Origin of the sequence: Neisseria sp. P0014.S002, assembly GCF_051958295.1 — a bacterium.
GTDB lineage: Bacteria > Pseudomonadota > Gammaproteobacteria > Burkholderiales > Neisseriaceae > Neisseria > Neisseria flavescens_B.
The window spans coordinates 210,749-233,106 of sequence record NZ_JBQCVO010000001.1 but is presented as its reverse complement, the minus strand read 5'-3'; the positions used below and the strand labels follow the sequence as shown (position 1 = coordinate 233,106).

At 48.6% G+C, this 22,358-nt stretch carries 20 protein-coding genes, 1 tRNA gene and 1 pseudogene; 9 read left to right on the top strand and 13 right to left on the bottom strand.

The genetic code is table 11. The features are described 5' to 3' along the window. Window positions 1-17: 17 nt before the first annotated feature. A complete protein-coding gene (locus ACTHSX_RS01060; RefSeq protein ID WP_107810836.1) occupies window positions 18-464 on the bottom strand; it encodes a hypothetical protein in 447 nt (148 codons plus the stop codon). Further along, window positions 464-934, bottom strand: coding sequence for a hypothetical protein (locus ACTHSX_RS01055; protein ID WP_107810835.1), 471 nt, complete (start codon window positions 932-934; stop codon window positions 464-466). The genes ACTHSX_RS01060 and ACTHSX_RS01055 overlap by 1 nt, the downstream gene beginning before the upstream one ends. A 134-nt stretch (window positions 935-1,068) precedes the next feature. Here ACTHSX_RS01055 and ACTHSX_RS01050 point away from each other — a divergent pair, with 134 nt between their 5' ends. Then, window positions 1,069-1,449 carry a helix-turn-helix domain-containing protein gene (locus tag ACTHSX_RS01050; protein WP_036491893.1) on the top strand — a complete coding sequence of 127 codons (381 nt, stop codon included), beginning with the start codon at window positions 1,069-1,071 and terminating at the stop codon, window positions 1,447-1,449. Window positions 1,450-1,744: 295 nt separating this feature from the next. Here ACTHSX_RS01050 and ACTHSX_RS01045 read toward each other — a convergent pair whose 3' ends face one another. From ACTHSX_RS01045 to ACTHSX_RS01020, 6 genes are all read right to left on the bottom strand, one after another. After that, entirely contained in the window at window positions 1,745-2,191 is a 447-nt protein-coding gene (locus ACTHSX_RS01045; RefSeq protein WP_036490300.1) for a GatB/YqeY domain-containing protein, read from the bottom strand. Window positions 2,192-2,293: 102 nt separating this feature from the next. Then, window positions 2,294-2,506 carry a 30S ribosomal protein S21 gene (gene rpsU, locus ACTHSX_RS01040; protein ID WP_003680926.1) on the bottom strand — a complete coding sequence of 71 codons (213 nt, stop codon included), beginning with the start codon at window positions 2,504-2,506 and terminating at the stop codon, window positions 2,294-2,296. 277 nt (window positions 2,507-2,783) lie between these two features. Beyond that, window positions 2,784-4,631: a transglycosylase SLT domain-containing protein gene (locus ACTHSX_RS01035; protein WP_440376561.1), complete on the bottom strand. Its 1,848-nt coding sequence runs from the start codon at window positions 4,629-4,631 to the stop codon at window positions 2,784-2,786. Window positions 4,632-4,809: 178 nt separating this feature from the next. Then, window positions 4,810-5,277 (bottom strand): FxsA family protein, encoded by a 468-nt coding sequence (locus ACTHSX_RS01030; protein ID WP_440376562.1) that lies wholly within the window; start codon window positions 5,275-5,277, stop codon window positions 4,810-4,812. A gap of 167 nt (window positions 5,278-5,444) precedes the next feature. Further along, on the bottom strand, window positions 5,445-6,959 hold the full coding sequence (locus ACTHSX_RS01025; protein ID WP_440376563.1) for a polyamine aminopropyltransferase: 1,515 nt from the start codon (window positions 6,957-6,959) through the stop codon (window positions 5,445-5,447). 127 nt (window positions 6,960-7,086) lie between these two features. After that, on the bottom strand, window positions 7,087-8,157 hold the full coding sequence (locus ACTHSX_RS01020) for a porin (protein WP_440376564.1): 1,071 nt from the start codon (window positions 8,155-8,157) through the stop codon (window positions 7,087-7,089). A 327-nt stretch (window positions 8,158-8,484) separates the two neighbouring features. On the opposite strand from ACTHSX_RS01020, the gene ACTHSX_RS01015 reads away from it, so the two are divergent. From ACTHSX_RS01015 to ACTHSX_RS00995, 5 genes are all read left to right on the top strand, one after another. Next, the gene (locus ACTHSX_RS01015) at window positions 8,485-10,104 is read left to right on the top strand and encodes an ABC transporter substrate-binding protein (protein ID WP_440376565.1); all 1,620 of its coding nucleotides are present in this window, start codon (window positions 8,485-8,487) and stop codon (window positions 10,102-10,104) included. Window positions 10,105-10,179: 75 nt separating this feature from the next. Further along, the gene (locus tag ACTHSX_RS01010; protein ID WP_440376566.1) at window positions 10,180-11,976 is read left to right on the top strand and encodes an aminopeptidase P family protein; all 1,797 of its coding nucleotides are present in this window, start codon (window positions 10,180-10,182) and stop codon (window positions 11,974-11,976) included. Between the two features lie 233 nt (window positions 11,977-12,209). Next, a complete protein-coding gene (oppB, locus tag ACTHSX_RS01005; RefSeq protein ID WP_036472303.1) occupies window positions 12,210-13,130 on the top strand; it encodes an oligopeptide ABC transporter permease OppB in 921 nt (306 codons plus the stop codon). Between the two features lie 72 nt (window positions 13,131-13,202). Then, a complete protein-coding gene (gene oppC, locus ACTHSX_RS01000; protein WP_003683112.1) occupies window positions 13,203-14,111 on the top strand; it encodes an oligopeptide ABC transporter permease OppC in 909 nt (302 codons plus the stop codon). 24 nt (window positions 14,112-14,135) lie between these two features. Beyond that, the gene (locus ACTHSX_RS00995; protein ID WP_440376567.1) at window positions 14,136-15,740 is read left to right on the top strand and encodes an ABC transporter ATP-binding protein; all 1,605 of its coding nucleotides are present in this window, start codon (window positions 14,136-14,138) and stop codon (window positions 15,738-15,740) included. 84 nt (window positions 15,741-15,824) lie between these two features. Here the strand turns inward: ACTHSX_RS00995 and ACTHSX_RS00990 are convergent, their stop codons facing one another. Then, window positions 15,825-17,102 (bottom strand): O-acetylhomoserine aminocarboxypropyltransferase/cysteine synthase family protein, encoded by a 1,278-nt coding sequence (locus tag ACTHSX_RS00990; RefSeq protein ID WP_188209121.1) that lies wholly within the window; start codon window positions 17,100-17,102, stop codon window positions 15,825-15,827. 197 nt (window positions 17,103-17,299) lie between these two features. Here ACTHSX_RS00990 and ACTHSX_RS00985 point away from each other — a divergent pair. Next, a pseudogene (locus tag ACTHSX_RS00985) lies at window positions 17,300-17,508 on the top strand (IS30 family transposase); the annotation flags it as partial. A 246-nt stretch (window positions 17,509-17,754) separates the two neighbouring features. On the opposite strand, the gene ACTHSX_RS00980 reads toward ACTHSX_RS00985, so the two are convergent. Continuing rightward, window positions 17,755-17,845, bottom strand: a tRNA-Ser gene (locus ACTHSX_RS00980). A gap of 79 nt (window positions 17,846-17,924) precedes the next feature. Continuing rightward, window positions 17,925-18,704 carry a peroxide stress protein YaaA gene (gene yaaA / locus ACTHSX_RS00975; RefSeq protein ID WP_440376568.1) on the bottom strand — a complete coding sequence of 260 codons (780 nt, stop codon included), beginning with the start codon at window positions 18,702-18,704 and terminating at the stop codon, window positions 17,925-17,927. 170 nt (window positions 18,705-18,874) lie between these two features. On the opposite strand from yaaA, the gene ACTHSX_RS00970 reads away from it, so the two are divergent. Both ACTHSX_RS00970 and ACTHSX_RS00965 read left to right on the top strand, forming a co-directional pair. After that, window positions 18,875-19,264 carry a RidA family protein gene (locus tag ACTHSX_RS00970; protein ID WP_440376569.1) on the top strand — a complete coding sequence of 130 codons (390 nt, stop codon included), beginning with the start codon at window positions 18,875-18,877 and terminating at the stop codon, window positions 19,262-19,264. Window positions 19,265-19,334: 70 nt separating this feature from the next. After that, on the top strand, window positions 19,335-20,165 hold the full coding sequence (locus tag ACTHSX_RS00965; RefSeq protein ID WP_063068237.1) for a symmetrical bis(5'-nucleosyl)-tetraphosphatase: 831 nt from the start codon (window positions 19,335-19,337) through the stop codon (window positions 20,163-20,165). 54 nt (window positions 20,166-20,219) lie between these two features. Here ACTHSX_RS00965 and ACTHSX_RS00960 read toward each other — a convergent pair whose 3' ends face one another. Both ACTHSX_RS00960 and ACTHSX_RS00955 read right to left on the bottom strand, forming a co-directional pair. Next, window positions 20,220-21,593, bottom strand: coding sequence for an FAD-binding oxidoreductase (locus ACTHSX_RS00960; RefSeq protein ID WP_440376686.1), 1,374 nt, complete (start codon window positions 21,591-21,593; stop codon window positions 20,220-20,222). A gap of 95 nt (window positions 21,594-21,688) precedes the next feature. Next, a complete protein-coding gene (locus ACTHSX_RS00955; RefSeq protein ID WP_188209117.1) occupies window positions 21,689-21,943 on the bottom strand; it encodes a hypothetical protein in 255 nt (84 codons plus the stop codon). Window positions 21,944-22,358 lie beyond the last annotated feature (415 nt).

Here is a 22,358-nt window from a genome sequence, read left to right as displayed (position 1 = left end):
TTAATTAACTTACAAATTCAAATAATATCAAAACCACATCTGTTTATATATTCATTGACTGGAGATATTTCTTGCGATACCGTTGGAGGGCATATTGTTACAATTTTTGCAAAATTTACATCATCAGAAGTAACAAATAAACTACCTCCTAAATTATTGGATTTTTTTGGTATCGGTATAAGTACATATACTCCATCAATTAGTATCAGAAATTTATGAGCTATTTCCGTTTGATTATATTTAACAATATATTTGACTTTATAAACCGGTTTTTTACCCGATATATTATCAAACGGGGTAGAAGGAAGCCAATCCTCATAAAAATCTTCGAAATTCGAATCGCGCTCAATCCTTAAATTGACATCAAAATGATAAACAAACAGCCCTGAATCCTCACTTCTTTGCCACTCGTCCGGGTTGGAGTTTTTCAAAACCTCATCAATGGCGTCTAGTGTATTAATCATTACCAAATACCTTCTTCTTTAAATTTAGTAGTTAAATGTTCCAAGAGTAGAGGCCAACCACGGTTAAAGAAACGACATTCTTCAATAAACTGAGCAGGATTAAAACCTTTATCATAGCTATAGCCAATGTTAGCTAAAAAAACGTACTTATCTAAATCTTCTAGACCATCAATGTGGCATCGGAACAAAAAACCTTCGTTCATTTTATTTATAAGATTCAAAATAAAGAGTTCATTAGTCTTAAATTCATTATAGTCGCCTAAAATAGTGCCGGCCCATATACTCAATCGTTGGTTTTTGGTATTAAGTGTAACCCTCAAAGTATCAGCATCTGGGCTTAAAACTATGCGCCATTCAAATAGATTCGAATCGGGAGTATTTTCTGTTGCCTTAATATCAATATAGGCATTTCTGAAAATATTTGTTATTTTCTGACTGGTAACGAATTCTGGGTCAATCAGTTCATACATATTATTTCCTTTCTATAAACCACCTGCATACAAGGCGTATTAACGGTACGCGTTACATGATAGAATATTGAAAAAAATCGAACCACCAACAAATTTTCCAATGACCCACCCAAAAAGTATTTGGAGCGGAAACTATGCAAATCAATGAAAAAGTCAAAAAAGTTCGTGAACTGAGTAATCTTACCCAAGAAGAAATGGCTTCCCAATTGAACATGTCGACCAACGGCTATGCGAAAATTGAACAGGGAAAAACAAGACTGAATATTCCAATGTTAGAACGAATTGCTGCCATATTGGGTATTAATTTGACAGAGTTACTGAATATTAATGATAAAAACTTGGTTTGCCTAATTAGTGAAAACAGTCAGAATAGCAGTAATTACTATGCCAACGAAACAACCATAGAGTTAGAAAAATTACAGCTCATATTGAATCACAAAGATGAACTGTTACTGCAAAAAGATCGTGAAATTGAGGCATTGAAATTAGCACTATCCGCCTTTAGAAACACATAATTTTCTTTCAAACTAATTGTATAAGCCGTCTGAAAATTTTTAGACGGCTTCATAATAATAAGCTGAGACCTTTGCAAAAAAGCCCTTCCCACGACAGCCGAAAACCTGTGTTTGGATTTCGGCTGTCGGGAAAAAAGGAATTTTGCAAAGGTCTCGGCTTGTGCGGTTTGCTGGAAGAAGGTACTCATGAAAAATCCCCTAAATGTCTTTGTGGGAATTTAGGGGATTTTGAGGAATTTTGCAAAGGTCTCAGGCCGTCTGAAAATCATATTTCAGACGGCCTTTTGTTTGACGATTAGGCAGTCAATGCGGCTTTCAAAACCTTGTTGACTTCACCCATATCGGCTTTGCCGGCCAGACGGGTTTTCAATACCCCCATGACTTTGCCCATATCGGCCATGCCTGATGCACCGGTTTCTGCAACAGCTGCTTCCACGGCAGTTTTGATTTCTTCTGCGGACATCATTTGCGGCAGGTAGCGGTTGAGGATTTCGATTTCCGCGTTTTCTTTGTCAGCCAAATCTTGGCGGCCGGCTTCGGTATAGATTTTGGCGCTGTCTTTGCGCTGTTTCACCATTTTGGTCAGAATGGAGATGACTTTGGCGTCATCGGCCTCAGTACGCTCGTCTACTTCAAATTGTTTGATAGCGGCATTAATCAGGCGGATGGTGCTTAAAGACACTTGGTCTTTGGCACGCATGGCGGTTTTCATGTCTTCGGTTAATTGTGTTTTTAGGCTCATAATGTTCTCACTTTATATCAATAAAAAGATGCCGTCTGAAAAACAAAACACACCGCAAAGCTGCCCTTGCGGTGTGTCGTTTATCACAGGGCAGGCCTGTAATTAGTACATTTTAGGAGGCAGTTGTTGGCTGCGCAGACGTTTTTGCAGACGTTTTGCTGCAGCAGCTTTTTTGCGTTTGCGTTCGGTAGTTGGTTTTTCGTACGCTTCACGGGCGCGCAGTTCGGTCAACAGACCGGTTTTTTCTACGGCGCGTTTGAAACGACGCATGGCAACTTCAAATGGTTCATTCTCTTTAACACGAATAGCTGGCATTTTATTTCCTTTAAATTTTGTTCAATCAAACCGTTTTAAGAAATAGGGGACGGCTTGTCATAATGGGGTAGTTGTTGTATCGCTGGTTTGCCGAGGGCAGGGCGGGATACGCGCCGTGATGTAAACATCACCTCCTAACAAGTCGGCTTTTGCCGTGCAAGTGACCTTTTCGGTCAGAAACAATCGGGCGATTATCTTATAAACCCGATAGTCTGTCAAGATTGCAGGCCGTCTGAACGTTTGATTCTGTCTCACTTTTCAGACGGCCTATTGGGTATCAATAGCGGCCGGGAACCGTACCCATACGTTGTTTCAACGAAGTTTGCGGTTCGTTGAACAATGATGCGTAATAAGTCGCGTTGGTCATGACTTTTTTCACATAGTCGCGGGTTTCGGTGAATGGGATGGTCTCGGCATAGATGGCACCTTCCAAAGGCGAAGAGGCCTGCCAGTTGCGGGCACGACCGGGGCCGGCATTGTAGCCTGCGGTGGCCATTACTTCGTTATTTTGCAGGCGGCGTTTGGCATCTGCCATGTACCAAGTACCCATGCGGATGTTGCCGTCCATGGTGTAGAGTTCGCTGCTGCTCATGCCGATTTTTCCGGCGATTTCGCGGGCGGTCGCAGGCATTACTTGCATCAGGCCTTGCGCGCCGACGCTGGATTGCGCGCCCATGACAAAGCGGCTCTCTTGGCGAATCAAACCGTAAACCCATGCTGGGTCAACGCCTGCCTGTGCGGCATAGCGGACGGTCAGGTCTTTAAACGGAGAGAGGTAGCGCAGCTTGTAGTTGAGTTTGTGGTCGGTACGGTCTGCGCTGTTGATTGCCATGTCGTAGAACTGGTTGTCAAAAGCGACTTGTGCGGCAGTCAGCAGGTTGTCTTCATTGAAGTCGCGGGTGGCAAAACGCCATTCTGCCTGTGCCTGACGGCGCATTTTGGAGTCGCCGTTGCTTTGGCTGTTTTTAAACAAAACCAATGCGCGTTTGATGGCACCGTCTTCGCTCATGCGGCGGACGTCTCTGGCATCGGCATCGGAAACGTTGTTGCGTGTATTGATGCGGCGGCCCAATTCTTCACCTGCCATTACGGCGTAGAAATTGCGGCCGGAAGCGGCGGCTTTTTCGTACATTTCTTTGGCTTGGCTGCTTTTGCCTTGTGCGGCAAAGCTGCGGCCCAGCCAATATTGCCATGTCGGGTCTTTTTGCAGTTTTTCAGGCATATGCTGAATTACGCTTGCCAATTCGTCCCAACGTTGCAGGCGCAAAGCGGCGCGTGCGTACCATTCCAATTGCTCGTCGGTCAGTTGCTTGCGGTCGGAAACGCGGCCGTAGTAGCTCAAAGCAGTCGGCATGTTTTGGCTTTGTGCATGGTAGTGGCCCAATACGCCCCATGCGAAGCTGCGTTGTTCGCGGCTGAGGCCGGGTTCCATGTCGGACAGGGTGGCGGCGGCAGAAGCGGATTTGCGTGCATCTTTGCCGATTACGCTCAACAGGCTGTATTCGGTCGCACCTTGCGCGCTACCTTCAAACGGACTGCCCAATGCGGCGGCGAGATTGCGTGCATCCGTGGTTTGGCTGTTGCTCAACAAGCCGCGCACGCGACGCCATGCGTCGTTGGTGTTCAGACGGCCCGAAGCTGCCGCGCTTTCAACCAAGCGGGTACAGCCGGCAGGCAGTTTGCCGGTCACACGAACCAGCTCGGCGGCTTTGCTGTAATTGCCGCTGCTCAAATCGGCATAACATTGCACTTCTTGTGCGACGCCGGCGGCGTTCAATTTGCCGAATTCTTGACGGAATAAATCCCATTGGCCGCGCGCGCCCAAGGTTTTCAACCATTCGTTGCGGACGTTTTCAGCCATTGCGCTGTCGCTGGCTTGGGATAAAAATTGTTGTACCCAAGCATCGTCACCGCGTTTGGCGGCATCGATGGCGCTTTGGTATTGGCTGTAATCGGACAGGACTTTGGATTCGCTGTCGGCGCGGCGTGAAGGAATAGAAGTGGATTTAGGCTGAACGACGCTTTCGGTTTTCGAAGCAGTCGGTGTGTTTTGGGTGGCGCATGCCGATAAAACAGCGGCGGTAATCAAGCTGAGGGAGAGAGGGAAAAGACGTTGAACGTTCATTGGGTACCGTGTCGTTTTTAGAATCAAAATAGCTGCTTATTTTAAATGATTTATGCGGAATAACCGAATTACAAACCGATATTTACATTTTTAAAGCCCGGAAATGACTAAGGCCGTCTGAAATATGAAACACTTTTGAGGTATTCCTATTTCAGACGGCCTGTTATGAAGGAAGTCATCAATCGGGTTTGTGTTCGATATAGTCTTGCGGTTTGTCGGCTTTGCTGGTGCGCGTAACCGTATATTCGCCTTCGATAATGTCTTCATTATCTTTAGCGGAACTGTAAGTCTGACGGCTTTGGAAAGACTGCGTAGAAGAAACGGCCGCATTGCCTTTAAACGGAATCAGCAAGAGCAGGGCAACGGTGGTTGAAATAAAGCCGGGGCTGAGTAGGAAAACCGCGGCGGCAGTATAGCGAATCGGCCACAGCATCTGATAGAGGGAAATGTTTTGTCCGCTGCGGACGGCTGCGCCTGCGAGCAATAAGCCGGAGATACCGGTATGGCGCAGCATGAAGATACCGCCGATAAAGCTGAGGGCCATCAAAAACAGCGTCCAACCGCCGCCAAGCCAGTCGGCAACCCAGACGATGGACATGATTTCCAAAAAGATTAAAACCAAAAAACCGATTCCAAAATACTGCATAAGTGTTTGTTCCTTCATTCAACGGATAGTGTCGATTGTGTTCTATCTAGATAAAGATAAACCTTATTTTTTCAAGCAAATGCTGTGTGAAAAAGGGTAAACGGGCGATGAGGTCGTCTGAACGGAGATAAAAAGAGGGCAGATGTTTCAGACGGCCTTTAGATATTCTATCGCATCACATTGTTCCAATCACTTTCAAAATAACTGACGAGAATTTGGTTGTTCAAATAATTTGCTTCAACCTTGCGCCTTGCCATATCGGGCGGAAAACGGAACATTTCGGCAACGGTCTGGGCATTAAGATAGCGGGTGGGTACGTCGAATTTTTGCGGAATGGGGAAGTTTTGGTCAAACCCTGCCAACACAAATCCCCATTCGCCAAAGGAAGGGACGTAAACATGATAGGGCGCAGTATTCAACTTGGCCGCTTCGAGGGTGGCAACGACCGACCAGTAGGCATTGGGTGCGAAATAAGGCGAAGTCGATTGCACAACAATCTTACCCTGCGGCTCAAGATGGCGGGCCACGAGGCGGTACATGGGGACGGAGTAGAGTTTGCCCAGCGAGAAATTGGACGGGTCGGGCAGGTCGATGATGATAACGTCGAATTTTTCAGACGACCCTTCCAGCCATTTGGCGGCATCATCGTTAATAACGTGCATTTTGGGATGGGACAGCGAACCTTGGTTGAGCGCGCTCAAGGTGGCGGAGGTTTTAAAAGTAGCGGTCATGTCGGGGTCGAGATCGACCAAAGTAACATTTTTGACCTGCGGATATTTCAAGACTTCGCGTGCCGCCAATCCATCGCCGCCGCCGAGAATCAGGATGCGTTCGGCATTGGGGACCATCTGCATGGCAGGCAGGACGAGTGCTTCATGGTAACGGGCTTCGTCGCGTGAGGAGAATTGCAGGTTGCCGTTGATATAGAGGCGGGTGTCGTCTTTCCAGCGTGTAACGACGAGCCGTTGGTAGGGAGAATGGCTTTGATAGACGACGGGATCGCCGAAATAGCTTTGTTCGGCTTTGAAAGAGATACGGTCGGCATAGGCAAAGAGTGTAATGAGCGCGGTCAATACGATAAACGCACGTGTACGGATTGCGTGATAGCGGGGTAGTTCGGCTTTAAATACGCGTGCAGTCAGATAGGCGACGGCGGCGTTGAAAATGCCAAATAACAAGGCGGAACGCGCCATACCGAGTTTAGGGGCGAGCAGAAGCGGAAACAACAGAGAGACGGCGAGTGCGCCCAAGTAGTCGAAGGTCAATACTTTGGAAACGAGTTCTTTAAATTCCGCCCCTTTTTGGTTTAACACGCGCATGACCAAAGGAATTTCCATGCCGACAACCATGCCGACAATCAGTACAAAAGCGTAGAGCAGGGTGCGGAACGGGGCGGCGGATAAACCGAAGGCCACAAATAATGCCAGCGCGGAAATGCCGCCGATGATGCCGACCAGAAGTTCGATTTCGATAAAGCGGTGCAACACGTCTTTATCTTTGATATATTGGGTCAAGTGGGCGCCGATACCCATTGAAAACAGATAAAGCCCGATGACGGAGGAAAACTGCAAAATACTGTCGCCCAAAAGATAGCTTGCGAGCGCGGCGATGATGAGCTCGTAAGCGAGGCCGCAGCTGGCGACGATAAAAACGGAGATGATGAGGGTGCGGTGGACGTTCATGATGACGTTTTTGTGGCTTGAGTGTGGGCAATGTAATGATTTTTAAGGTGGGCTGCAAGTTTAATTATAGGATGTAGAAAAGGCCGTCTGAACAAATTGTTTCAGACGGCCTTTAATTTGTCAGGCATTAATAGCGGTGTTTGAATACCATGCCCACTGCGTAAGAAGATTTTTTCGGCAAATCTGCATCGTATTTCGGATTGACGTTTTCTTTCAACCAGCCGGCGCCGAGTGTGGCGGTCGTCCGTTTGGAGAAGCTGTAATCGGTGCTGACGGCGACGTGTTTGTAGTCTTCGCCGATAGAGCTTTTACCGTAGGCGAAGCCGATTTGAGGTTTGAAATTGCCTACCTTGTATGAACCGGACACCATAAATTCTTTGGTGTTGTTGATTTCTTTGTCGTAAGAACCGGCTACATTGCCTGCCGCATCTTTCCATACGCCCCAGCAGCTGAAGCCGTCGCAAGTATTTTTGGCGTATTGGAACGCGGCATCGACGGAGATTTTGTCTTTGCTGTATCCGGCCATGAAAGCGTGGGCTTGAAAGTCTTTGGTTTCGGTCGGAGAGTCGTTGGGTGCGTACTCGGCAGCGTAGTGGGCGTTAAAGCCGTTGCTTGGGTGGTAGTAGTCCATCCCCCAGCCGAAGACCCAGTCGCCGTCACGTTTTTTGTCCGGATTCCAGTCGTTGTTGTTGCGTGCGGCATTGGAACCTGGGGAAACGTTGAATTTGAATTGGAAACCGTTTTTCCAAGGCGACTCATAAGCCATGGAAACGCGGCGTTGGCCGAATCGGGAAATTTTGCCGAACTCCAGAATCGAGCTGTTGGTGTCGAACGGGTTCAGATAAATGCTGTTCATGGGTGTACTGATGTAGCCCATTTTGACGGTGCCAAGGTTTTTGTAGCTGTTGAGCGCGACGTATGAGTCGGCAGTGCCCCAGCCGCCCCAGCGGTCGGAATCGAAGTAAATAAAGGAGCCAAGTTGCCATTTCAGCCATAAGTCGTTGTTGAGTCGTACTTCATCGGAGAGATAAAGACTGGAACTTTTATCGGAAATGGTTGTATTGGTTACGCCGGTTTTATTGTTGTGTTCGACCTCGGTCATAATGTATATGGTACCGCTCATTTTAGGTTCGGCGTGGGCGGCACTTATGGAAGAGCCGATGAGGGCAGTGGCAACAAAACAAGATAACTTATTCATTTTGTTCTCCTTTTATGTCTTTTTCTTAGTTGGGGATGGGGTATTCGGATAATCTTATTTGACAAATTATAAAAAATCAATACATTTGTAACTTATCGTAGGATAAATTGAAAAATAGTTTTCAGTTACGTATTTTTGTGTTAATTTGCCAACAATCTTGGATGGCTCACTATTATTTCGATGGAATATGTGGTTTAAAACACTATTTTTATGACTTGAAATAGATGATTTAACTACATTGGAAAAATTCTAACTAAATGTAGACGAGTGTAGTTTGAATAATCAGGCCGTCTGAAAAAGAAGAATACCCAAAAGAAGGAATGAAATATGGCCGGAAAAACCTATCCGCTGTTGGCTGCATCATTGGCTGCCGCATTTGCGTTGTCGGCGTGCAGCCGCGATGTCAAGCCTGCCCCTGAGTTTAAACGTACCGATTATGAGCGCGTGGTGGTCAGCAACGGCGTCGAGCCGGGTACGCTGGATCCGCAGATGAGCGGCGATATGGCGGCCGGTGCGATTATCCGTCAGTTGATGGATGGTTTGGTCGGTACGGATGCCGAAGGCAAAACCATTCCTGCTTTGGCAGAAAAATGGGAGAGCGAGGGCGAGCGTGTTTGGACCTTCCATCTGCGTGATGCCAAATGGAGCAATGGTGATCCGATTACTGCCGAAGATTTTGTATACAGCTTCCGCCGTCTTGCCGATCCGGCTACCGGCGCACCTTTCGGCAGCTATTTGGTCGATGCCCAAGTGGAAAATGCGGAAGATATATTAAACGGCAAAGCCAAGCCTGAAACATTGGGCGTCAAGGCGTTGGACGCGAAGACCCTGCAATTTACGCTGATTGCGCCCGTGCCTTATTTCCCCGATATGCTGATTCAGCAATTCACTTTTCCGGTTCACCGTGCCACTGTCGAAAAATACGGCAATAAGTGGACGCAGCCCGGTCATTACGTTTCCAGTGGCGCTTATCTGTTAACGGATTGGAAAGTCAACAGCCACATCAATATGGAACGCAATCCCAATTATTACGATAAAGACAAAGTGGCCATTCCGAAGGCGGTTTTCCTTTCCGGCAGTGGCGAGTACAACCGTTATCGCGCCAATGAAATTGATGTGACTTACGGTATTCCCAGTGATCAGGTCAAAGTGGCGGATATTGAGTTTCCGGGACAAGTGAAACGTACAACTTCTTTGTGCAGCTGGTATTTGGAGCCGAACCACGAAGCGGCGCCGTTTAACGATCCGCGCGTCCGCAAGGCACTCAATATGCTGACGCGCCGCGACATCGTCGTCAAAGTGGGCGGTCGTGGCGATACACCTGCGTTCCAATTGACGCCGCCGCAAATGCAGGGCGTGATTCCTGTTTATCCGGAGTGGAAAGAGTGGACGCCTGAAAAACGCATCGAAACCGCGCGCAAACTCTTGAATGAAGCAGGCTACAACGATGACCATCCGCTTGAGTTCGATATCTTGTACAGCACCAGCGAAGCGTCTAAAAAACAAATTACTGCCGTGCAGTCGGTGTGGAAAGCCGCCATTCCGTTTATCCGTCCGACTTTGTCCAACGAGGAATGGAAAACTTATTTGGATACGCGCGCGCAAGGCAATTTCAAGGTTTCGTTCAGCGGCTGGTGTTCCGATTTCAACGATCCGGCGGGTATGCTCAATATCTTGAAATCCAACAACTCAAACAATGCATTCCGCTACAAAAGCGTGGCGTTTGATACATTTATGAACAATACGCTGAAAGATGGTGTCAGCAAGGAAGCACGTAGCCAGCTCTATGCCGATGCGGAGAAGCAGCTTCAAGAAGACGCTGCACTGATTCCGCTGTATCATCAGGTTGAAGTGCGTATGGTCAAACCTGATATCATCGGCTATTCCGACAAAGACCCTTTGCGGAACTATACAGTGAAGAGCTGGTCGTTCGCACCGAAAAAATAGATTGATTATAGACAGTACAAGTTTTCAGACGGCCTTGATGACAGAGGCCGTCTGAAACAACAGGAGACATAACACATGAAATCTGTACAACAACGTTTGTCCGCTTTACGCGAAGCCATGAAAAAACATGGCGTGGACGCGTTTGTCATTCCTTCCGCCGATCCGCACCTTTCCGAATACCTGCCCGAGCATTGGCAGGCGCGCCGCGATTTTTCCGGCTTTACCGGTTCGGCCGGCACTTTGGTGGTAACCGCCGATAAAGCAGGCGTGTGGACGGACAGCCGCTATTGGGAACAGGCCGGACAACAGCTTGCGCCAAACGGCATCGAGCTGCAAAAAATGGGTGTTGATGCGCCTTATACCGAATGGTTGGCACAAAATCTGCCCGAGGGCGCAGTGGTCGGCGCACCTGCCGATATGTTCGCACTCAGCGGCGAGCGCGGTTTGAAACAGGCACTTGCCGCCAAAAACATCCGCCTCGAATATCCTGAAACCTTGTTGGACGAAGTGTGGGACGACCGTCCTGCATTGCCGACTCCGGAAATCTACGTTCACCATCCCGACTATGTTTCCGAAACTGCAGCCGAAAAACTGGCCCGTATCCGTGCGGCCATGAAAGAGCAGGGCGCAGATGCGCATTTGGTTTCTTCTTTGGACGACATCGCTTGGATTACCAATCTGCGCGGCGATGATGTTCCGTTCAACCCCGTGTTCTTGTCCCATCTGTTTATCAGCCAAGACAAAGCCGTATTGTTTACCGATGCAGGCCGTCTGAAAGCCGAATCTGCCGAAGCTTTGAAAGCGGCAGATTTTGAAGTATTGCCTTATGCGCAAGCGGCGGACTATTTGGCAAGTGTTAAGGGCGCATTGCTGATTGATCCGAACAAAACTGCTGTCGGCACTTTGCGCCGCCTGCCTGAAGACGTCCGTTTGATTGAAGCCATCCACCCAAGCACATTCTTCAAATCAGTCAAATCCGATGCCGACATCGCCCATATCCGCAATACCATGGCGGAAGACGGCGCGGCATTGTGCGGCTTCTTTGCCGAGTTTGAACAAATCTTGGCAGACGGTGGCGAATTGAGCGAGCTGGACATCGACGGCATGCTCTATAAACACCGCAGCCAACGTCCCGGCTTTATTTCGCCAAGTTTCGACACCATCGCCGGCTACAATGCCAATGCTGCCTTGCCTCATTACAGCGCGACACCGGAAAACAACAGCAAAATCAAAGGCGACGGTATGCTGCTGATTGACTCCGGCGGTCAATACTGGGGCGGTACGACCGACATCACGCGCGTGGTGCCTGTCGGCAATCCGAGTGCGGCCATGAAACGCGATTACACTTTGGTGTTAAAAGCGCATATTTCTCTGGCGGAAACCATTTTCCCAGAAAACATCAAAGGCCCGATGATTGATGCCATCTGCCGTAAATCACTCTGGCAGGCACAATGCGATTACGGTCACGGTACAGGTCATGGCGTGGGCTATTTCCTCAATGTGCATGAAGGTCCGCAAAGCATTGCCGTTGCCGCTGTGCCGCAACCGCATCACGCGATGAAGTCAGGCATGCTGACTTCCAACGAGCCGGGTCTTTACCGTCCGGGCAAATGGGGCATCCGTATCGAAAGCCTGGTAATCAACCGTCCGGTTGAAAACCCTGAGGAAACCGAGTTCGGCAAATTCCTGTATTTCGAAACCGTTACCCTCTGCCCAATCGATACGCGCCTGATTGATACCAAACTGATGACCGGCAGCGAAATCGAATGGCTGAACCAATATCACGCCGAAGTGCGCCGCCGTCTTGAGCCTTTGACAGAAGGCGCGGCCAAAGCATGGCTGATTGAACGCACCGAACCTTTGGCGCGTTAACGTGAAAGGCCGTCTGAAACGGCGGATACAAAGTTTCAGACGGCCTTATAACAACAATTATCTAAAAATTAAAAAAACCTTACCCGACTCCGAATAAAAACAATAACCCGGTCGGAATAGAGAGAGAAACCGGCGCGGCGACGTTACAGACGCCTGCTGCCATTCATCCGATTTCCGCTTCAGGTCAGCTTTGTTTTCACGAGTCCGGTATGTTCAGACAGGACAGCCTGATTATGTTGAAATTCATCATCAAACGGATATGTGCTTCCATCCCGACCATGCTGGTGTTGATTACCGTATCGTTTTTCCTGATGCGGCTCGCACCGGGCAGTCCGTTCACAGGTGAACGCAATTTGCCGCCTGCGGTCATGGCCAACATCGAAGCCAAATACCACCTCAATGACCCGATGTACCTCCAATATTTCCACTACCTCAAGCAGTTGGCGCAGGGGGATTTGGGACCGTCGTTCAAATATAAAGATTTCAGCGTTAATGAGTTGCTTGCCCAATCCCTGCCGGTATCGGCAGAACTTGGCTTCTACGCCTTTTTGATTGCCGCCATCTTCGGCATGTTTATCGGCATCATCGCCGCCTTAAAACAAAACAGCTGGCTGGATTATTCGCTGATGAGTGGTGCGATGACCGGTATCGTCGTTCCCAGTTTTGTGATGGCGCCGGTATTGGTGCTGGTGTTTGCCGTCAGATTGCAATGGCTGCCTGCGGGCGGCTGGAACGATGGCGCACTGATGAATTTGATTCTGCCTGTCGTTACTTTGTCCATCGGTTATGTGTCCAGTATCGCGCGGATTACGCGCGGCGCGATGATTGAAGTATTGAACAGCCCCTTTATCCGCACGGCACGCGCCAAAGGCCTGCCCATGAGCCGCATCATCCTGCGCCATGCGCTGCGTCCCGCCATGTTGCCGATTGTTTCTTTCTTAGGCCCGGCATTCGTCGGCATCATTACCGGCTCCATTGTGATTGAAAACGTGTTCGGTATTCCCGGCGTCGGACAATTGTTTGTCAACGGCGCGCTCAACCGCGACTACGGCATGATTTTGGGTTTGACGATTTTGGTCGGCATCATGACCATTTTGTTTAACGCCATCCTCGATATTCTGTATGCCATTATTGACCCGAAAATCCGTTATTAATCCCATTTGCGCAAAGGCCGTCTGAAATGTTCAGACGGCTTGAAGAAAGAATAAAAAGCGAGAGAGAACATTATGTTATTCAAAAAGAAGCAGACTCAGGCCCTCGCAGAGGCAGCAGAATACGCCCAAGTACACGGCAAAAGCCTGTGGAGCGACGCATGGCGGCGTTTTAAACAGAACAAAGCGGCAGTGTACAGCATTATCATCCTGTTGCTGATCAGTATTTTTGTGATTGTGGCACCATGGATTGTCCGCTACACCTATGACTTCACCGACTGGGATAATATGCAGATTCCGCCGTCCTTTTCTACCCATCACTATCTGGGTACGGATTTGCTCGGCCGCGATTTGCTGTCGCGTGCGGCAACCGGCGGACGTATTTCCTTGCTGGTCGGTGTGGCCGGCGCATTGGTGGCTGTTGTCATCGGTACGCTTTATGGCGCGATTGCCGGCTTTATCGGCGGTAAGCTCGATTCGTTGATGATGCGCTTTTTGGAAATTTTGAACGCGTTTCCGTTTATGTTTTTCGTGATTCTGCTGACCACGTTCTTCGGCCGCAACCTGCTTTTGATTTTTGCCGCCGTAGGTTTGGTGTCTTGGCTGGACGTGGCGCGTATCGTGCGCGGTCAAACCTTGAGCTTGAAGCATAAAGAGTTTGTCGAAGCGGCGCGTGTGAGCGGCGTGGCGAAACGTAAAATCGTAACGCGCCATATTATTCCGAATGTTTTGGGCGTGGTGATGGTGTATGCCTCTTTGCTGGTGCCGGGCATGATTATGTTTGAATCCTTCTTGAGCTTCTTGGGCTTGGGCGTGCAAGAGCCGATGACCAGTTGGGGTTCGATGTTGCAAGAAGGCGCGATTTCGATGGAAGCCGCACCTTGGCAGCTGCTTGTGCCGAGTTTCTTCTTGGTAACCACTTTGTTCTGTTTCAACTTTATCGGCGACGGCCTGCGCGATGCGCTCGACCCGAAAGACCGCTAAACCACAACCAAAAGGATAATCAAAATGACAAAACAGTTACTGGTTGTAGAAAATCTGGACATCAATTTTGAATTGCATGAAAAGAACGTGCACGCCGTGCGTAATGTCAGCTTTAAAGTGGCAGAGGGCGAAACATTGGCTTTGGTCGGCGAGTCCGGTTCGGGCAAGTCTGTAACGTCTATGTCCGTTATGCGCCTGCTGCCTGAGAAATTTGCCCGTTATGGCAAAGATTCGCGCATTACTTTTGATGGTATTTCCATTTTAGATGCCGATGAGAAAACCCTGCGTGATTTGCGCGGCAACCGCATCAGCGTGATTTTCCAAGAGCCGATGACCTCGCTCAATCCATTTATGCGTATCGGTGCGCAACTGATTGAAGCGGCGCGTGTGCACAATAAAAAGCTTGACCGCAAAGAAGCAGGGCAGAAGGCATTGGCATTGTTGGAACGTGTGGGCATTAAAGAAGCCGAACGCCGCATGAAGCAATATCCACACGAGTTTTCCGGCGGCCAGCTGCAACGCATTATGATTGCCATGGCGCTCATCAATGAACCTGACTTGCTGATTGCCGACGAACCGACCACCGCTTTGGATGTAACCATTCAAGCCGAGATTCTCGATTTGCTCCACGATTTGCAACAGCAAATGGGCATGGCGATTATCTTCATTACCCACGATTTGGGTTTGGCAGAACACTATTCCAAAACTGTCTGCGTCATGCGTAACGGCGAAATTGTCGAGCGCGGCAAAATCAAAGAAGTATTTGCCCATCCGAAACACGAATATACCGCCGAACTCATCAATGCCATTCCCAAAGGCATGAAAGAGCCGGAAGAAAACAACGCCGGTGTGTTAATCGATGCCGATAATGTCAATGTTTCTTTCGTATTGAAGCAAAACTTTTTCGGCAAGCCGCTCAAAACGTTTGACGCCGTCAAAGGCATCAGCCTCAAAATTAAAGAAGGCGAAACATTGGGCGTCGTCGGCGAGTCCGGTTCCGGCAAATCCACGTTGGGCAAAGCCGTAATGCAGATGCTGCCCTATACGGGACATATCTCCTTTGAAGGCAAAGACCTGAAAAACTATACCGCCGAAGAAGCACGCCGTCTGAAATCGCAACGGCAAATTGTGTTCCAAGATCCGTTTGGTTCGCTTTCCCCGCGCTTGACCGTTGGCGAAATTATTGGCGAAGGTTTGACGGTTCATCATCCTGAAATGACCAAAAAAGAACGTATCCAACGCGTTTTGGAAGTCATGAAGGAAGTGTCCCTGCCGCTTGACGCGCTCAACCGTTATCCGCATGAATTCTCCGGCGGCCAGCGTCAGCGTATCGCTATTGCGCGCGCCGTTATCCTGCGCCCGAAATTCATCCTTTTGGACGAGCCGACCTCTGCACTTGACCGCTCCGTACAATCCAAAGTGGTCGAACTTTTGCGCGATTTGCAGAAGAAATACGGCCTGACTTATATGTTCATCAGTCATGATTTGTCTGTCGTGCGCGCCGTCAGCGATAATGTGATTGTGATGAAGCAGGGCGAAATGGTTGAGTATGGTAGCGCGGATCAGATTTTCCACCATCCGCAAAACGATTACACCAAACGTTTGATTAACGCCGCGTTTGATTTGTAGAAAAGGAAAAGGCCGTCTGAAAAGAAGTTTTCAGACGGCCTTTTTAAGCGGAGGCTTTTTTCATCTAATTAGTGCTGCTATTGCCTATGCCTGTGCGGCATCCAATGCCTGCGCCAAGTCGGCAAGCAAATCGTCGATATGCTCGATACCAACGCTCAGGCGTACCATGTCAGGGCTGACGCCCGCTGCGGCGAGTTCGGTATCGTCAAGCTGGCGGTGGGTCGTTGTAGCGGGATGGGTAGCAAGCGATTTGGCATCGCCGATATTCACCAAGCGTAAGAAGAGTTGCAGTGCGTCGATAAATTTTGCACCGGCTTCGCGTCCGCCTTTAATGCCGAAACTCAGCAAACCGGAGGCTTTGCCGCCGTAGTCGCGGTCGATTAAGTTTTTGTACGGGCTGTCAGGCAAGGCAGGATAGTTTACCCATTCGACCTTCGGGTGTTTCTTTAAGAATTCGGCTACTTTCAAGGCGTTTTCACAATGACGCTCCATGCGCAGGGCGAGAGTTTCCAAGCCTTGCAGCAGTAAAAATGCGCTGTGCGGCGACAGGGCGGCACCGGTATTACGCAATGGGACGACACGGGCACGGGCGATGTAGGCTGCCGCACCAAAATGTTCGCAGTAGTTTACGCCGTGGTAAGACGGATCAGGCTGATTGAAGTTTTTTTCAAAACGCGGATTGCCTGCCCATTGGAATTTACCGCTGTCGATAATGGCACCGCCAATCGTTGTGCCGTGGCCGCCGATGTATTTAGTCAAGGATTGGATAACGATGTCGGCGCCGTGCTCGATCGGGCGAAATAATGTGGGCGTAGCGACGGTATTATCTACCATTAAAGGCAGCCCTTGAGCGTGCGCGGCTTGGGCAAATGCTGGAATATCGACGACATTGATGGCGGGATTGCCGATAGATTCGCAATACACCAGTTTGGTGCGGCTGTCGGTATTGGCGGCGATTTCTTCGGGTTTGGCCGGATCGATAAAGCGTACTTCTATGCCTTGGCGCGGCAGGCTGTGGGCAAAGAAATTATATGTGCCGCCGTAGAGGGTTTTGGTTGCGATGATGTTGTCGCCTGCTTCAACCAAAGTTTGAACGGCATAGGTAATTGCAGCCATACCGCTGGCGACAGCCAATGCGGCGATACCTCCTTCCAAACGGGCAACGCGTTCTTCCAGAACGGCAGTGGTCGGATTCATGATTCGGGTGTAGATATTGCCCGCAACCTCAAGGTTGAACAAGTCTGCGCCGTGTTGCGTGTTGTCGAAAGTGTAGGAAGTGGTTTGGTAAATGGGGACAGCAGCGGATTTGGTAGTCGGTTCGGATTGATAGCCTGCATGCAGGGCAATGGTTTCCCGTTTCATTTAAATATCCTTGTAGCGATTACATAATGATAAATAGAGGCCAGCAGATTCGGATTTGAAGGGCAAACTTTCCATAATGGAAAAGTTTGGATGCAGCAACATACGGTCTTTCCTACAAGAAAGATTACCATGAACTACACGCAACTGACCCAAGAAGAACGATACCACATTCAAGACCTGTCCTGCCACCACACCCCTATCGAATGACACCCCATCACGCTACCATTTGCCGCGACCTCCTCCAAGATAAAAGTAACGGCGGCACTCTGTGGCAACATCTCAGAATATGCAGCAAATCCCACTGCAAACGATACGGTGGCACATGACTCTGAAATAAAATGTACAATCGCGGCGGCATGGAAAATGCCTCTCCATTGTCGAGCAAAAATTCTGCATTGGTGATGGGTAGGAAGATACCATTGAGGGTAAAGATCAGAAAAGCGAATATCTATGCAAAATTCCCCCAAATCCCTAAATGTCTGGGTGGGACTTTAGGGGTTTGGGGGATTTTTCAAAGGTATTAGGCTGTCTGAAACTGCGTTATAGAAAGTTTCAGACGGCCCTTGGGTATTCTTTGGGTTTGAAAATAAAAAAAAGACTTGAATCATCAAGTCTTGTATTTCATTTTCATTAGATAAAAAAATATCAAGAATGGCGGAAGCGGTGAGATTCGAACTCACGGAGGGCTATCAACCCTCGACGGTTTTCAAGACCGTTGCATTAAACCGCTCTGCCACGCTTCCATTCTTGAAGCCGTAATATTAATGGAACTTACGGCCTTTGCCAAGAGGTATTTTAGAAAAAATATCTAGGATTCTGTTTTTATTTAGATTGTTCTTCGCGTATGAATACCCATTCGGCTTCGTTTGAAGCTGCCTCATTGAATGAATAGCCTTCGTAGTCGAAATTTTTGAGCATTTCAGGCTCGGTAATGCCGTGTTCTGCCGCGTAGCGCACCATCAAACCGCGCGCACGCTTGGCGTAGAAGCTGATAATTTTGTATTTGCCGTTTTTCTCGTCTTTAAAAATCGGCGTAATCAGGCGTGCGTTGAGTTTTTTGGCGTTGACGGATTTGAAATATTCTTGTGAGGCGAGGTTGATTAAGACGTCGCTGCCGGCTTGCTTCAGTGTTTGGTTGAGCAGGTCGGTGATTTTATCGCCCCAAAATTCGTAGAGGTTTTTGCCGCGTGAGTTGGCAAAGACCGTGCCCATTTCCAAGCGGTAGGGCTGCATCAAGTCGAGCGGGCGCAGTACGCCGTATAAGCCGGAGAGCAGGCGGACGTGTTGTTGCAGGTAGTCGATTTGCTCCGGCTTGAGTGTATCGGCGGCAATGCCTTCATAAACGTCGCCGTTGAACATAAATACGGCCTGTTTGGCGTTTTCCGGCGTAAATGGCGTGTGCCATACGGCATTGCGTTCTGCGTTGAGCAGGGCGATTTTGTCGGAAACATGCATCAGCTCGGCGATTTGTTGAGGGGCAAGCTGGCGCAATTCCTGCATCAGGATTTCTGCTTCGGACAGAAGGTCGGGCTGGGTAAAGCTGCTGACGGGGGAGGGGTCTTTTTCGTTGAGGTTTTTGGCTGGGGATAAGACAAAAAACATAATAATTTCGGCTTTGAAATGAATAATGTGTGGAATTGTAGGTTTAAAATCGGGGAAGAACAAGACGGGCTAAACGCATTAATTGAATGCTTTTATTGAAACGTATTTCTGTTGAAAGTAAAATTCAAAGCTTCCACCTGATTCTGACATTTCTACTTGAGGAGAATATCATGTCTAAAACCATTATCCATACCGACAAAGCCCCTGCCGCGATTGGCGCATACAGCCAAGCAGTACGCGCAGGCGATACGGTTTATATGAGCGGTCAGATTCCTTTGGATCCGGCTACGATGACTGTGGTCGGCAATGGCGATTTCCGCGCTGAAGCAGTACAAGTATTTAAAAACCTGCAAGCTGTAGCCGAAGCAGCAGGCGGTTCTTTGAACGATATCGTCAAACTCAATGCTTATTTGACCGATTTGGCCAACTTTGCCGTATTCAATGAAGTGATGGCAGAATTTATCGGACAACCTTTCCCTGCACGTGCGGCGGTTGGCGTGGCCAGCCTGCCTAAAGGTGTTCAGGTTGAAGCAGAGGCAGTATTGGTTTTAAATGCATAATTGATGTTTTCAGACGGCCTGGGCTGGGCTTGAGGCCGTCTGAAAATAAGAACAACGGAAAACAATAATAATGGCACATTACGCAATCGGAGACATTCAAGGCTGTTTTGACGAGCTGACTTTGTTGCTTGCCAAAATCGGCTTTAATCATGGTACGGATACTCTTTGGCTGGTCGGCGATATTGTCAATCGCGGCCCGAAGTCATTGGAAACCCTGAAATTTGCCAAAGAGCATGATAGCAGCGTGCAAATGGTTTTGGGCAATCATGATTTACATCTTTTGGCAGTCGGTTGCGGTGAAGGAACGCTCAAGCGCAGTGATACGGTTGAGCCGATTTTGACCCATCCCGATAGTCATGCCATGCTGGACTGGCTGCGTCATCAGCCGCTTTTGGTGCGCGGCGACAGACATGTGATGGTGCATGCCGGTATTTTGCCGCAATGGTCGGTTGATAAGGCCGAAAGCCTTGCCCGTGAAGCTGAGGATGAATTGCAAGGTAAAAAATACAGGAAATTTTTTGGCAAAATGTACGGCAACAAGCCGACCGAGTGGACGGATGATTTGACAGGCTATGAGCGCCTACGCATGATTATCAACGTCTTTACCCGTATGCGTGCGCTGACGTACAAAGGCGAATTGGATTATGAATATAAATCCACTCTGAAAAAAATGCCGCTTTACCTGCGCCCTTGGTTTAAAGCGCCCGATAGGCAGAATTTGGATTATATTACCGTGTTCGGACATTGGTCGTCATTGGGCTACGTTAATACCGATCAGGTTATCGCTTTGGATACCGGCGCGTTGTGGGGCGGAGAGCTGACAGCAGTCAATTTGGATACCAATGAAGTGATACAGGTACCGTCCTTGGGCGGACTGGATTGGAAAACGGCATTGAAATAGTTTGGATAAGATAAAAGGCCGTCTGAAATGTTTCAGACGGCCTTTTTGTATTGGTTAATCCAAAGAAGGCAGGAGTTTGTCCGGATTCATAATGCCATAAGGGTCAAGCTGATTTTTGATGGCATGCATCAGGATGAGTTCGGCCTGCGTACGCACACGGGGCAGCCAATGTTTTTTGATGATGCCTACGCCGTGTTCTGCGGCAATCGTACCGTGGCAGGCAAGAATGTTTTCATAAACAATGGTATTGACGGCGTCTTCGTATTGGTAGGCTTCGTTGCTCAATACGTTGGGCAGGAAGGTATTGTAATGCAGGCTGCCGTCGCCTAAATGTCCGAAGCAGACAATTTGTATGCCCGGAAAGCGGGTTTCCAAGGCAGGGGCGCATTGGCGGATAAAGGCGGCCACTTGGGCGATAGGGACGGCAATGTCGTGTTTGATGCTGGTGCCAAGTTTGCGTTGGGAGGCGGAAATATTTTCACGCAAGGTCCATAAGTCGGAGCGCTCTTGCTCGGATTGCGCCAAAATGCTGTTTTCCCATCCGTTTTGATAGAGAAATTCGGCAAGCTTTTCATCCAGTCCGGCATCAGGAACGGAATCTGCAAGTTCTATCAAAATATGCCATTCCGCATCAGCAGGCTTTTTGAGTTGGCTGAATTCCGAAGATAAATCGAGGGCAAAGCGGCTGATCAGCTCGAAGCTGGTCAAGCGCTCGGCAAAATGGCCTTGCACCTCAGTTAAAAGCGAGACGGCGGATTCAATATCGTCTAAACCTACCCATGCGGTCGCTTTGGTTTTGGGCTGGGCAAAGAGTTTGAGTGTGGCGGCGGTAATGATGCCTAATGTTCCTTCGCTGCCGATAAAAAGATGGCGCAAGTCGTAGCCGGTCGTGTTTTTGTGCAGGGGTTGAAGGTGGGAAACCAGTTCGCCGTTTGGTAAAACGACTTCCAAACCCAATACCAAATCACGCATGCTGCCGTAACGCAAGACATTCAAACCGCCGGCATTACAGGCGATATTGCCGCCGATTTGGCAAGAGCCTTCGCTGGCAAGGCTGAGCGGAAACAGTCGTCCGGCTTCGGTTGCCGCCTTTTGAGCATTCTGCAAAATCACGCCTGCTTCAATCGTCATGCTGTTGTCGGCAAGGTTGATATCGCGGATGCGGTTTAGCTTGGAGAGGTTTAGTAGTACGCCTTCGGTGGTTACCGTTGCGCCGCATAATCCGGTATTGCCGCCTTGCGGGGTTACGCGGATGCGGTTTTCAAAACAGAAACGCATGATTTTCTGCACGCTCTCGACGGAGTTCGGCTGTAAGACAATATCCGGCGAAGAAACAAAACGGCGGCGTTGGTCGTTTAACAAGGCCGGAGTGGCTTCGATGATTTCAGAGGCGGAAAGAAACTCAGTAAAACGGTCGTGAAGGTGCATGGCAGTCAGGCGGAAAAGTCGGGAAGGGGAGTGTGAGAAATGTAAAAAAGCAGGATACACAATGGTATCCTGCTTTTCTTATATTCAAAAGAATATTATTTAGCAGCTTCAGAAGCAGCAGAAGCAGCGGCTTCAGTAGCAGATGCAGCAGCTTCAGTAGCAGAAGCAGCGGCTTCAGTAGCTTCGGTAGCAGCAGAAGCAGCGGCTTCAGTAGCAGATGCAGCAGCTTCAGTAGCAGATGCAGCGGCTTCAGAAGCAGCAGAAGCGGCAGTTTCAGCAGCTTTATCAGCACCGCCACAAGCGGCCAAAGCTAAAGACAACAAAGCAGCAGCGAACAGAGATTTTTTCATTTTTGAGGACCTTTTTTAAATCGATTTAAACATTTAAACTAAAAATAGCCGTCGAACGGCCTGTACAATAGAAATTCATTGCTGAATTTTCGTTATTATGCCCCACGGGGTAGGCCAATGCAACGTTGCTTAACTGTTTGCGGACTAAAATCAATACAAAATTAGCGAAAATAATGTAAATCAGGGAGGCAGGTAAAAAATCATCTAAAAATATTCATAATTAATGAACTTTTAAAAAGTTGTTTATATTCAATAATTTGATTATTTTTAACTGTTGTTGGTTTTAAGGATTTAGAATGTTTTTGCGTTTGGGAAAATTTTTGTAATTTAGCAACTTTGTGTTGTGAAAAAGCAACTTTTATGGATTGGAATCATTCAATTTGGTTTTTTATATGGGCTTTTTTGGTTTTGTTGT

Bases quoted from the DNA above. Each gene is read 5' to 3' on its own strand.
- ACTHSX_RS00995 (WP_440376567.1), top strand. From the start codon at position 14,136: ATGACAAAACAGTTACTGGTTGTAGAAAATCTGGACATCAATTTTGAA.
- ACTHSX_RS00955 (WP_188209117.1), bottom strand. From the start codon at position 21,943: ATGAAAAAATCTCTGTTCGCTGCTGCTTTGTTGTCTTTAGCTTTGGCC.
- ACTHSX_RS01050 (WP_036491893.1), top strand. From the start codon at position 1,069: ATGCAAATCAATGAAAAAGTCAAAAAAGTTCGTGAACTGAGTAATCTT.
- ACTHSX_RS00970 (WP_440376569.1), top strand. From the start codon at position 18,875: ATGTCTAAAACCATTATCCATACCGACAAAGCCCCTGCCGCGATTGGC.
- oppC (WP_003683112.1), top strand. From the start codon at position 13,203: ATGTTATTCAAAAAGAAGCAGACTCAGGCCCTCGCAGAGGCAGCAGAA.
- ACTHSX_RS01025 (WP_440376563.1), bottom strand. From the start codon at position 6,959: ATGAACGTCCACCGCACCCTCATCATCTCCGTTTTTATCGTCGCCAGC.
- ACTHSX_RS00960 (WP_440376686.1), bottom strand. From the start codon at position 21,593: ATGCACCTTCACGACCGTTTTACTGAGTTTCTTTCCGCCTCTGAAATC.
- oppB (WP_036472303.1), top strand. From the start codon at position 12,210: ATGTTGAAATTCATCATCAAACGGATATGTGCTTCCATCCCGACCATG.
- ACTHSX_RS01045 (WP_036490300.1), bottom strand. From the start codon at position 2,191: ATGAGCCTAAAAACACAATTAACCGAAGACATGAAAACCGCCATGCGT.
- ACTHSX_RS01035 (WP_440376561.1), bottom strand. From the start codon at position 4,631: ATGAACGTTCAACGTCTTTTCCCTCTCTCCCTCAGCTTGATTACCGCC.
- rpsU (WP_003680926.1), bottom strand. From the start codon at position 2,506: ATGCCAGCTATTCGTGTTAAAGAGAATGAACCATTTGAAGTTGCCATG.
- ACTHSX_RS01020 (WP_440376564.1), bottom strand. From the start codon at position 8,157: ATGAATAAGTTATCTTGTTTTGTTGCCACTGCCCTCATCGGCTCTTCC.
- ACTHSX_RS01030 (WP_440376562.1), bottom strand. From the start codon at position 5,277: ATGCAGTATTTTGGAATCGGTTTTTTGGTTTTAATCTTTTTGGAAATC.
- ACTHSX_RS00990 (WP_188209121.1), bottom strand. From the start codon at position 17,102: ATGAAACGGGAAACCATTGCCCTGCATGCAGGCTATCAATCCGAACCG.
- ACTHSX_RS01055 (WP_107810835.1), bottom strand. From the start codon at position 934: ATGTATGAACTGATTGACCCAGAATTCGTTACCAGTCAGAAAATAACA.
- yaaA (WP_440376568.1), bottom strand. From the start codon at position 18,704: ATGTTTTTTGTCTTATCCCCAGCCAAAAACCTCAACGAAAAAGACCCC.
- ACTHSX_RS00965 (WP_063068237.1), top strand. From the start codon at position 19,335: ATGGCACATTACGCAATCGGAGACATTCAAGGCTGTTTTGACGAGCTG.
- ACTHSX_RS01010 (WP_440376566.1), top strand. From the start codon at position 10,180: ATGAAATCTGTACAACAACGTTTGTCCGCTTTACGCGAAGCCATGAAA.
- ACTHSX_RS01015 (WP_440376565.1), top strand. From the start codon at position 8,485: ATGGCCGGAAAAACCTATCCGCTGTTGGCTGCATCATTGGCTGCCGCA.
- ACTHSX_RS01060 (WP_107810836.1), bottom strand. From the start codon at position 464: ATGATTAATACACTAGACGCCATTGATGAGGTTTTGAAAAACTCCAAC.